9 protein-coding genes are annotated in these 10,625 nt (G+C 61.2%); 8 read left to right on the top strand and 1 reads right to left on the bottom strand.

The window, feature by feature from the left end:
* Positions 1–260: 260 nt before the first annotated feature.
* From glpR to fba, 8 genes are all read left to right on the top strand, one after another.
* Positions 261–1,028 (top strand): HTH-type transcriptional regulator GlpR, encoded by a 768-nt coding sequence (gene glpR, locus HFX_RS07660; protein ID WP_004056889.1) that lies wholly within the window; start codon positions 261–263, stop codon positions 1,026–1,028.
* Positions 1,025–1,942 carry a 1-phosphofructokinase gene (gene pfkB, locus HFX_RS07655; RefSeq protein ID WP_004056890.1) on the top strand — a complete coding sequence of 306 codons (918 nt, stop codon included), beginning with the start codon at positions 1,025–1,027 and terminating at the stop codon, positions 1,940–1,942. The genes glpR and pfkB overlap by 4 nt, the downstream gene beginning before the upstream one ends.
* Positions 1,943–2,048: 106 nt before the next feature.
* Positions 2,049–3,176, top strand: a complete 1,128-nt coding sequence (gene ptfC, locus HFX_RS07650) for a fructose PTS transporter subunit IIC (protein ID WP_004056891.1) — start codon at positions 2,049–2,051, stop codon at positions 3,174–3,176.
* A 39-nt stretch (positions 3,177–3,215) separates the two neighbouring features.
* Positions 3,216–3,680 (top strand): fructose PTS transporter subunit IIA, encoded by a 465-nt coding sequence (ptfA, locus tag HFX_RS07645; protein ID WP_004056892.1) that lies wholly within the window; start codon positions 3,216–3,218, stop codon positions 3,678–3,680.
* Entirely contained in the window at positions 3,680–3,949 is a 270-nt protein-coding gene (gene ptsH1 / locus HFX_RS07640) for a phosphocarrier protein HPr (protein ID WP_004056893.1), read from the top strand. Before ptfA ends, ptsH1 begins: the two co-directional genes overlap by 1 nt.
* Positions 3,950–3,951: 2 nt before the next feature.
* Complete coding sequence (gene ptsP, locus HFX_RS07635; protein WP_004056894.1) at positions 3,952–5,649, top strand: phosphoenolpyruvate--protein phosphotransferase; 1,698 nt, start codon at positions 3,952–3,954, stop codon at positions 5,647–5,649.
* On the top strand, positions 5,646–6,131 hold the full coding sequence (gene ptfB, locus HFX_RS07630) for a fructose PTS transporter subunit IIB (protein ID WP_004056895.1): 486 nt from the start codon (positions 5,646–5,648) through the stop codon (positions 6,129–6,131). The genes ptsP and ptfB overlap by 4 nt, the downstream gene beginning before the upstream one ends.
* Before the next feature lie 169 nt (positions 6,132–6,300).
* Positions 6,301–7,311, top strand: a complete 1,011-nt coding sequence (gene fba / locus HFX_RS07625; protein WP_004056896.1) for a class II fructose-bisphosphate aldolase — start codon at positions 6,301–6,303, stop codon at positions 7,309–7,311.
* A 52-nt stretch (positions 7,312–7,363) separates the two neighbouring features.
* On the opposite strand, the gene HFX_RS07620 is transcribed toward fba, so the two are convergent.
* Positions 7,364–10,528, bottom strand: coding sequence for a PAS domain-containing protein (locus HFX_RS07620; protein WP_004056897.1), 3,165 nt, complete (start codon positions 10,526–10,528; stop codon positions 7,364–7,366).
* Positions 10,529–10,625: the final 97 nt, after the last annotated feature.

The raw sequence follows: 10,625 nt of genomic DNA, 5'->3' as shown, positions 1-10,625 counted from the left end.
TTCGGATTCAGTTGCCCCTGCCCACTCCTCCGACAGGCGGGCTTCGTCTCTTTTCTGCTCTTTTCTCGCTCGTTTCTCGGTCGCTTCCCGCCCTCTCGCTCGTTTCCCTGTTCCGTTTCTCGTTCAGTTTCGAATTCACGCGCTGTTGTTTTCGTTCCTGTGTGTGGTCTGCCAAACCCGATCAGATACAGGCGTATTCCAACATAAACAATTAACACTACCCGCCGACGTACCATCCACCTAACGAGGTACCGCTATCGATGTTACCAGCAGAGCGCAAACGCCGTATCGTCGAACTCGTCGCCGATTCTGATGGCCGTTCCGTCGAATCCCTCTCCGAGAATCTGGGCTACTCGAAGGCGACAATACGCCGTGACTTGCGTGAACTCGAAACCCGTGGACTCATCGAACGGTCGCACGGCGGAGCCGTTCCCGTGACTTCCGTCGGCCGCGAGCAAACCTACGGGCAAAAGGAAGTACAGAATCTCGAAGGAAAACGCGCAATCGCCGACCGAGCGGTCGAGGAACTGGCCGAAGGTCAGGTCGTCTTCTTCGACGCGGGGACGACGACGATGGAAGTCGCTCGGAAGGTTCCCAAAGACGGCACGATTTTGGGAGTCACCAACTCGCCGCGGCTTGCAGTCGAGTTGAACGACGACGACAACGAGGTCAAACTCACCGGCGGGACGCTCCGGCGGCGAACGAAGGCGCTCGTGGGACCGACCGCCGAATCGTTCATGCAGCGGACGAACTTCGACCTGCTTTTCCTCGGGACGAACGCGCTGGATGCCGACTCCGGGCTCACCACGCCGAACGAGGACGAAGCGCGGATGAAAGAGCTGATGGTCGAAAAGGCCGAGAAGGTCGTCCTCGTCGCCGACGTGTCCAAACTCGGTCGTCGAAGCTTCGTCCAGTTCGCCCCGCTGGGAGACATCGACCTGTTCATCACCGACGGTGAACTCGAGGAGGGGACCCGCGAGGCTATCGAAAGTGCAGGTGTCGATGTCGCCGATGGGGCTGGGCAATGATTCTCACCGTTACCCCGAATCCCGCGGTGGACCACACGATTCACTTCGACGAACCGCTCGAAACCGGCGTCGTCCACCGAACCGACGACGCGGTGTTCACCGCCGGTGGAAAGGGCATCAACGTCGCCAAGTACGTCTCGGCGCTCGACGTCGACGCGGCCGCAACCGGATTTCTCGGCGGCCACTTCGGAAAATTCGTTCGTGACCGCCTCGATGCCGACGGCGTCTCCGCTGATTTCGTGGCCATCGACGACGACACGCGTCTGAACACGACCGTGCTCGCCGAGGACGGCGAATACAAACTCAATCACAACGGCCCGCAGATTCGTGCAGCCCACGTGGACGAACTCGTCGAAACGGTGCAAGCAAACGACCCGGACACGCTCCTCGTGGGCGGGAGTCTTCCTCCGGGAATGTCGCTCTCGGCGGTCGATAGACTCGCTCGCGCAGGGAACTGGCGAACCGCAGTCGACATGGGCGGTGAGTCTCTTTCCGACCTCGAAGCCGACTACTTCGTCTGCAAACCCAATCGCTCGGAACTCGCGGCGGCGACGGGGCGAACCATCGAAACCGACGAAGACGCGGTTGCAGCCGCTGAAGAGCTCCAAAACCGCGGGTTCGAGTACGTACTCGCGTCACTCGGAGCCGACGGAGCGCTTCTCGTCACCGACGACGAAGTCCTGTCAGCACCCGCGGCCGACGTCGAGGTCGTCGATACTGTCGGCGCTGGCGACGCCATTCTCTCGGGATTCATCGCAGCCCGCGAACACGGATTGGACGACGCAGACGCGCTTCGCATGGGAATCCTAACTGCCGCCCGCGTCGTTAGCGTCGCCGGAACACGGGTTCCGGACCTCGACGGCGTACTCACGAACGAAACGCGCATCGAGGTAACCACTGTACGGCGGCGGTAAATACCCGAACTGATGTTTGTTAACGACTAAAACGAGCAGAAATATTCGTATTCGAAAGGATTTTTGAGTATATTTACGTACGTTTCTGCAGAGGGTTGGCAACACTATGGCAAACGACGCAGAAGACGCGGTTCGGTCCTACCTCACGTCGGTGAAGGAGGACCTCATGACTGGGGTCTCGTTTATGATCCCGTTCGTAACGATTGGCGGCATTTTCCTTGCACTGGGCTACGCTGTCGCCTCGTTCTCGAACAACGTACGGAACGTGTTCGAGAGCACGGGTACCCCTGGCTGGTTCCTCGCACAAATCGGTGTCGCGGGCCTGACGCTCATGGTCCCGGTGCTCGGCGCGTACATCGCGTACGCCATCGCCGACAGGCCGGGACTTGCACCGGGGTTCATTCTCTCGTACATCATTCAGCAGGGGAACGTCCTGAAAGCGGCCGGTGACGTTATCGGCCTTCAGGGTGGCTCTGCCGGTGCCGGATACCTCGGCGCAATCGTGGCCGGGTTCCTCGCCGGCATCGTCGCGCGCTGGTTCAAGCAGCGCAACGTGCCGGAGTTTATCGCACCGATGATGCCCGTGCTCCTCATTCCGGTCGCGACGACGGCGGTGCTCACGCCAATTATGCTGTTCGTGCTGGGCGTCCCTATCTCCATCGCGAACGCGGGACTCACGGACTTCCTGAGCAATATGCAGGGCGGCGGACAGGCCATCGTCCTCGGCGCGATTCTCGGTGCGATGATGGCTTCCGATATGGGCGGTCCCATCAACAAGGTCGCCTACGTGTTCTCTGTCGGTCTGATCTCTGAGGGCGTCACGGCACCGATGGCGGCGGTCATGATTGCGGGGATGGTCCCGCCGATTGGCCTCGCACTGTCGAACTTCATCGCGCCGCAGAAGTACGCCGCTGAGATGTACGAGAACGCCAAAAGCGGCGTTCTCCTCGGCTTCTCGTTTATTACCGAGGGGGCGATTCCCTACGCGGCCGCTGACCCGGCCCGCATCATCCCGAGTGTCGTCGCCGGAAGCGCCGTCGCGGGTGCGGCCTCGATGGCGCTCGGCGTGACGATGCCCGCTCCTCACGGTGGCATCTTCGTCGTTCCGCTGTCGAACCAGCCCCTCGCGTTCGTCGGCTGTATCCTGCTCGGTTCGCTCGTGACGGCGGCCATCGCGACGGCCATCAAGCCGAACTTCGACGCGAAAATCGCGGCACAGAGTTCCGACGACTGACCACACGAAACCAATCTTTCCATACTCGAACGAAGCACCATGGACGTAGCAGATATCAGCACCATCACACCGCTCGAATTGATCTCACTCGAAGAGCCACCGGCGACGAAGGAGGGAGCCATCGAGTTCCTCCTCGATTTGGCTGTCGACGCCGGCCGCGTCGACGACCGAGAGGCTGCGCTCACCGCCCTCCTCGAACGCGAGGAGGAGGCGACGACCGGCGTCGGATTCGGTATCGGCATCCCGCACGCGAAGACCGACGCCGTCTCGAAACCGACAGTCGCGTTCGGTCGGTCGACCGAGGGAATCGACTTCGACGCGATGGACGACAAGCCCGCGCGACTCCTGTTTATGATTCTCGTCCCCGCCGAAGGCGGCGAAGACCACCTGCAGATTCTGAGCGCACTCTCGCGGTCGCTCATGCACGAAGACGTACGCGAGAAACTCCTCGAAGCAGAGCGCAAAGAGACGGTCCAAGACGTGCTCGGCGAGGTGGTCGCCTGATGGAGCGAATCGTCACCGTCGTCCCCGAAGACGGGCTTCACGCCCGGCCCGCCTCGAAGTTCGTCGAGACGGCGAACGAGTTCGACGCCGACGTGCAACTCGGCCGCGCTGACTCGGACGGCCTCGCACCCGCCGCGAGCATGCTCGCCGTGACGGGACTCGGCGTTGCCGCCGGCGAAGACGTTCGGCTCGTCGCCGAGGGCGACGACGCGGAAGCAACACTCGACGCACTCGAAGCTATCCTTTCTACGCCCGAAGCCAAACAGTAACTATGGCCGAACGAACCCTCTCCGGTATCGGTGTCACCCCGCTTTCGGGCGTCGGGACAGTCATCTGGTATCGCCCGGACGCGGACCTCCCGGAGCCACCGGAACCGGAAGATATCGACGCCGAGGCCGAACTGGCCCGCTTCGAAGACGCCCGCGAAGCCGCCGAAGACGAACTCGAAACCGAGCGAGCGCGCACTGCCGACCGGGTCGGAAAAGAGGAAGCCGCGGTCTTCGACGCGCATATCCAGTTTCTCAACGACCCGCAGATAACCGACGGCGTCGCCGACGCTATCGAGGGCGGACTACCGGCAGAACACGCCGTTCAGGAGACGTTCTCGTCGTTTGTCGAGCAGTTCGAGAACATGGGCGGACGCATGGGCGAACGCGCCGATGACCTACGCGACATCCGCGATAGACTCGTGCGCGTGCTTTCCGACGCCGAACGGACCGACCTCTCGTCGTTGCCGACGGGGAGCGTCGTCGTCGCCGAACGCCTCACACCGAGTGACACGGCGCAACTCGACCCCGAGCGCGTCGCCGGATTCGTCACGGTCACTGGCGGCCGAACCTCGCACGCGGCTATCTTCGCCCGGTCGCTCGCCCTGCCCGCCATCGTCGGCGTCGGCGAGGAGTTGAACGCAGTCGAAGACGACACGGAAGTCGTCGTCGACGGCGAGACCGGTGACCTCGTGGTCCAACCGGACGACGAGCAGAAGGAGGCCGCCGCGGCCGATACCGACGTGGAAATCCGCCACGACCCGGTCGAGACGGCAGACGGCGTCGACATCGAAGTCGCGGCGAACATCGGCACGCGTGCCGACCTCGGGCCGGCAGTCGACCGTGGGGCCGACGGCGTCGGGCTGTTCCGGACCGAATTCCTCTTTCTCGACCGCGAGTCGCCGCCGGACGAGGACGAGCAGTTCGATGCGTACGTCGAGGCGGCCGAGTCGTTCGACGCCGGGCGCGTCGTCGTCAGGACGCTCGATATCGGCGGCGACAAGCCGGTTCCCTATCTCGACTTGCCGGACGAGGAAAACCCGTTCCTCGGTGAGCGCGGTATCCGCCGGTCGCTCGGCCCCGACGCCGACCTCTTCGAAACGCAGATTCGCGCCCTTCTGCGTGCTGCGGGAAGCGCCGACGGAGCACGCCTCTCTGTGATGCTCCCGCTCGTCTCGACGGTCGAGGAACTTCGGCGTGCACGTGAGCAATTCGAGTCGGTCGCGGACGACCTCACAGAGGAGGGTATCGTCCACGAGATGCCCGAGTTCGGCATCATGGTCGAAACGCCCGCAACGGCCTTCATGGCCGACCAGTTCGCCCCGCACGTCGACTTCTTCAGTATCGGAACGAACGACCTCGCACAGTACGTGATGGCCGCAGAACGCGGGAACGAGCGCGTCTCTGACCTCGGGGACTACCGGCAACCCGCAGTGCTCCGTGCCATCGATGCCACTGTCTCTGCTGCCGACGACACCGACTGCTGGGTCGGTATGTGCGGCGAGATGGCTGGCGACCCCGACCTTACCGAACTGCTCGTCGGTCTCGGACTCGACGAGTTGAGCATGAGCGCCGTCACGGTTCCGCAGGTGAAAGCAGCCGTGACGGAGACAGATACCGAAGACGCAGAAGCCCTCGCGGCGCGCGTACTTCGGGCTGAGACCAAGGCTGAAGTCATAGAGACCCTTACAGAGAACCAATGAAATTCGTCGCAGTCACATCCTGTCCAACCGGTATCGCACACAGCCAGATGGCGGCTGAGAACCTCCTGCAGATCGCAGAACGCCTCGGACACGACATCGACGTCGAAGTCCAGGGCGCGATGGGGACACAAGACGAACTCGATGCGGACGCCATCGCCGAGGCCGATGCGGTCATCATCACCTCGGACACGTCGGTTAGCCGCGACCGATTCGAGGGAAAACTCGTCCTCAAAGGGACCGTCAAAGACGGCGTCAACAACGCCGAAGCCGTCATCGAGAAGGCGGCCGAACTCGCCGACGCGGGCAAGACCGGGTCGGTCACTTTCGGGAGCGGCGAGGGCGCTGCCGACGCGGATGCCGAGGCTGCCGCCTCGTCGGAAGCAGAATCGGGTGCTGAACGTGCGCAACCTGACGAACCTGTCCGTCGCGGCGGCGACCCGGAGAAGGGCCTTTTCGCCCGGCTGAAGAAGCTGTTCTCCTAAGCTCACTGGCGGCGGCGAGTTCGCTGTTTTCTCACGCTTCGAGCGGCGCGACTTCGACGCTTCACGAAAATTAACTCGGACATGAACAAACAATAACGTGCAGATTCGAAACTCGCTTCCCATAGATTATTATCCTCGCAATCGTTGACGAATTCGAGGTGAACGCATAATGCCGTTCTACGGCGGGGAGGAACTCGCCACAGTGTACGACGAGGCGCTCGACGAAGGATTCGGTCTCATCGCGAGCAACATCGCGGAGCCGAGCATCATGATGGGACTCATGGAGGGTGCCGACCGGATGAACTCGGACCTTCTGTTACAACTCAGCGGCGGGGCCTGCAAGTTCGCGGGCAACGGTGACCCTGTCGCGGGCCTGAAGGCCATGGGTAACTACATCGAGGTCATCGCCGAGCAGTACGACATCGGCGTCTTCCTCAACATGGACCACCAGACGGACCTCGAGTTCATCGAGCAGCAAATCGAACTCGACATCCCGTCATCGATTATGATTGACGCCTCGCACGAACCGTTCGACGAGAACGTCGCGACGAGTCGCGAGGTCGTCGAGATGGTCGAGGCCGCAGGCTCCGACACCCTCATCGAGGCCGAACTCGGCCAAATCAAGGGCGTCGAAGACGAAATCGAAGCCGAAGAGGCGTTCTACACGGACCCCGAGCAGGCCGTCGAGTTCGTCGACAAGACGGGTGCTGACCTGCTTGCTATCTCTGTCGGCACGCAACACGGCGTCGCCAAGGGTAAGGACCTCGAACTCCGCCCTGACCTCGCGCGCGACATTCGTCAGGCGCTTCGCGACCACGGACTCGATACGCCGCTCGTCCTCCACGGCTCTTCGGGCGTCCAGCCCGACCAGCTTCAGGAGATGCTCAAACACGGCATCTGCAAGGTCAACAAGGACACGCGCTACCAGTACGAGTACACGCGGACCGCCTACGACCTCTACAGCGAAGACCCCAACGCCATCGTCCCGCCGGAAGGCGTCGAAGGCACTCGCGACACGTTCTTCAACGACACCGAGTGGTCACCTGACAAGTCGGTGTTTGACCCGCGCGTCGTCGGCCGTGACATCCGCGGGCGTATCGCCGACGTACACGCCGACTTGACGGAAGTCTCCGGCAGCGCCGGGAAGAGCCTCTTCAAGCAACTGTCGTCGAAAGCATAGAGTCAGATTCTCGTTCGAACGCTGTCGAGACGCCTACCGGCAGACGCGTTCGTTACTGCGTCTGCGCTGTTTTCTCCGTGGATTCGCTGCGCTCAGATTCGAATTCGAAGCGGGCACCGCCGTCTGCTCCGTCGGTCACCGAGACCGACCACCCGTGTTCGCGGGCGATAGCGGCGACGATACTCAGCCCGAATCCGGTTCCGTCATCGCTGTACGAGACGCCGTGGTCGAACACGTCCGCTTGCCGCTCCGGCGAAATACCGACTCCATCGTCTTCGACAGCGAACCCTGACCCGTCGGCAAGCTCTTCGACTGTCACGTTGACGTCGCCCCCACCGTGTTCGATTGCGTTCCGGAACAAGTTCTCGAACAGGTGCTTCAACCGGTTTGCATCCCCGTGAACCGTCGGTAGCGACTCGGAGAGTGAGAGGTTCGCCTTGTCGGTATTGACGTACCCCCACGACTCCTCCGCCAGTTTCTCGAGGTCGATTTCGGAGCTATCGTCGATGGGTCGTTCGCCGCGGGAAAGCGTGAGGAGGTCTTCGATGAGGTTCTCGATACGTTCGTGTGCGGACCGTACCCGGTCGAAGTACTGTTCGTTTCCGGTTTCGGCAGCGATGTCGAGAAAGCCGGACGCGACTGTCAGTGGATTCCGAAGGTCGTGAGCGACGACATCTGCGAACTCGTCAAGGCGTTCGTTCTGCCGCCTGAGTTCGTTCTCTCGTTTCGCCCGAACCATCGCGGCTTCGGCGGACGCAGCGAGGATTCGAAAGAGGTCGGTGTCACGGTCAGTAAACTCCCGCGACGACGTCGAACCGGTGAGCAAGAGACCGTGCCGCCCGAGCGGGACGATTATCTCACTTCGCATCTCGGTGTCCTTGTTGTATCGGCCGTCGTGTTGTCGAACGTCGTCGTAGACGCGGATTTCACCCGACTCGAAGGACTCCCAGGCGAGACTCTCTCCGGCCGTGAGTGTCGGCGTCTCCCCGTACAGGTCGCGCGCCGCGCTCGTCTCGGTGAGTGGGACGAGCGCATCTTCCTGCTCGTCGTACTCCCAGATACTCGTCACCTCGAGTCCGAGCACGTCGACCGCGGCTTCGACGGCGATTTCGCCGACTTCCTCGGTCGACGACGCGACGGTGAGTTCCTGTGCGGTCTGCTGGAGTTCCCGTAGACTCCGCTCGATTCGTTTCTGCGGCGTGATATCTTCGAGGATGGCGATTACCCGGTCGACGCCTCCTTCTGGGTCCGCTATCGAGGCCGTCGAGAGCAACAAGTCGAGTTTGTCTCCGGCTTTCGTCTGCCGCCGAATCTCTTTGCCGTAGACTCGCTCGCCCGCAAACGTTTTTGCTAGGTGACTCTCGTACTCGTCTATCTTCTCGTCTGGAACCAGCGGATTGAACGTTCCGATGACCTCCTCTCTCGACCACCCGAACATCTCTTCGGCACCCTGATTCCAGAGAAGCAGGTTTCCACGTCTACCGACTTCCATAATCGCCATCGGTGCAGTCTCGATGAGTGATTCGAGTCGCCGATTCGTCTGTTCGAGCTCGGTTCGACTGCGGTCGCGTGATAACTCCGCGCTGACCAGTTCGCCGAGGAGTTCGACGAGTGTTCGCTCGAACTCCCCGAACGGTGTCTTACGGGTTGACGAACTGGAGAAGTTCACCGTCCCGTATCGTTCGCCATCGACTGTGAGCGGGGCCCCGATATACGCTTTCAGCCCGAACTCCTGATACGCGGGGTGGGACTCGTATCCGGCGTCGACCGCGTCTATGAATGAACATACCTCGTCGTTTTCGACGACCTCTTTGCAGTAGGTCGATCCGAGGTCGAATCGGTCGCCGACAGAGATCTCGCCACCGGTCGGGTGAATCGCACGGATTTCGTAGTCGTTCCCGTCGATATTGGAGACGACACCGAGGTCGAGTCCGAGCGTCTGACAGCCGATTTCGAGCAGCTTTGTTAGTCGTTCGTCGGTCGAGAGGGTTGCATTTCCCATCACCCGCTGGACCGCCTGAAGCGCGTCTCGCTCCTGTTCGAGTTGCTGCTGTGCTTCGTAGCGTTCAGTCACGTCTCGCGCGACAATGAGGACCTGTTTTTCAGTTGCGTCGTACAGTGGCGCGAGTCTGACGTCGAACGCCCGGCGTCCGAACGTCGTATCGGCCGTCATCTGGAGGTCAAAATCATACAGCCCAGTTGGGCCACCGTCACTCCGGTCTTCCATGCCGGAGAGCGTCTCGCGGACTGCCTCGCGGAATCGTTCGTAGTCCTCGTCCGAAACGCTGTCTCTCATGATATCGAGAATATTCATTCCGCGCAGCGCGTCGGGTCCACTACGAGCACGGGCGGCCGACGGATTCGCATACTGAATCTCCATCGATGAGTCGATGACGAATACGACATCGTGGACGTTCTCTAAAATCGCCTTGCTGCGCTGGAGTTCGCGTTCCCGTTCCCGCTCTTCGGTTATCTCCCGGGAGAAGACAGTGAGGCCGTCGTCGTCAGGGAAGGCACGCACTTCGACCCAGTAGTCGAACGGCGGCCCGAGATACTGCTCGAATGAAACCGGCTCACCAGTTTCCACCGCGGTTCGATACCGCGTCTCCAGTTCGGTTCCGGCAATAGACGGAAACTCTTCCCAGAGGATGGCCCCGACGACACTGTCAGGGTCACAGCCAACACGGTCTGCCATCTTCTGGTTCATGTACTCGATTTCCCAGTCGCTGTTCACCGCGTAGATTGCATCAGTCGTGCGTTCGAGCGTCCGCCTGAATCGGTTGGTTGTCGCAACGGCGCGTTGCTTATTTCGGACCGCGCTGACGAGCGTCTCAACTCGAGTTGCGAGAATACTGAAATTGTCTCGTTCGGCCTGTAGCGTGATATGGTCGGACGCGTTGTTCGATGCCGCTTCGGCGGTTACGTGTCCATCTCGTTGCTTGGTGAGCAATATCGTCGGGAGTGGCGCCGCTCGTTCGCGGACTGCGTCGACAAGGTCGAGACCGGTCGCCGCTCCAAGTGAATACGTGGTGACGACGCAGTCGATTGACTGAGACGTGACACGCTCTAGTGCTGTTTCGATATCGCTCGAAAGCGTAACATCGATGTTCGAGTCGATATTGGAGAGTTTCGTCTGGACCTTGTCTGCGAACGACTCATCGTCGTCGACGTAGAGGACACGAATCGGCTCGTTTTGTTCGTTCTCCAGACTATCCACAATACAGAATAGTATGGACGGGCAGTGGTTAATATGTTCATGCTCTAACCGGTGTTCGTATCTGAGCCGCTATTCGGGACACGACCCGCTGCTTAAG

The organism is Haloferax mediterranei ATCC 33500 (genome assembly GCF_000306765.2).
Classification (GTDB): domain Archaea; phylum Halobacteriota; class Halobacteria; order Halobacteriales; family Haloferacaceae; genus Haloferax; species Haloferax mediterranei.
The sequence above is the reverse complement of the archived record's forward strand: the minus strand, read 5'-3'. Positions and strand labels throughout refer to the sequence as shown.

What these genes read in the sequence shown, in the direction of transcription:
- glpR (WP_004056889.1), top strand. Translation starts at nt 261, where the DNA reads ATGTTACCAGCAGAGCGCAAACGCCGTATCGTCGAACTCGTCGCCGAT.
- pfkB (WP_004056890.1), top strand. Translation starts at nt 1,025, where the DNA reads ATGATTCTCACCGTTACCCCGAATCCCGCGGTGGACCACACGATTCAC.
- ptfC (WP_004056891.1), top strand. Translation starts at nt 2,049, where the DNA reads ATGGCAAACGACGCAGAAGACGCGGTTCGGTCCTACCTCACGTCGGTG.
- ptfA (WP_004056892.1), top strand. Translation starts at nt 3,216, where the DNA reads ATGGACGTAGCAGATATCAGCACCATCACACCGCTCGAATTGATCTCA.
- ptsH1 (WP_004056893.1), top strand. Translation starts at nt 3,680, where the DNA reads ATGGAGCGAATCGTCACCGTCGTCCCCGAAGACGGGCTTCACGCCCGG.
- ptsP (WP_004056894.1), top strand. Translation starts at nt 3,952, where the DNA reads ATGGCCGAACGAACCCTCTCCGGTATCGGTGTCACCCCGCTTTCGGGC.
- ptfB (WP_004056895.1), top strand. Translation starts at nt 5,646, where the DNA reads ATGAAATTCGTCGCAGTCACATCCTGTCCAACCGGTATCGCACACAGC.
- fba (WP_004056896.1), top strand. Translation starts at nt 6,301, where the DNA reads ATGCCGTTCTACGGCGGGGAGGAACTCGCCACAGTGTACGACGAGGCG.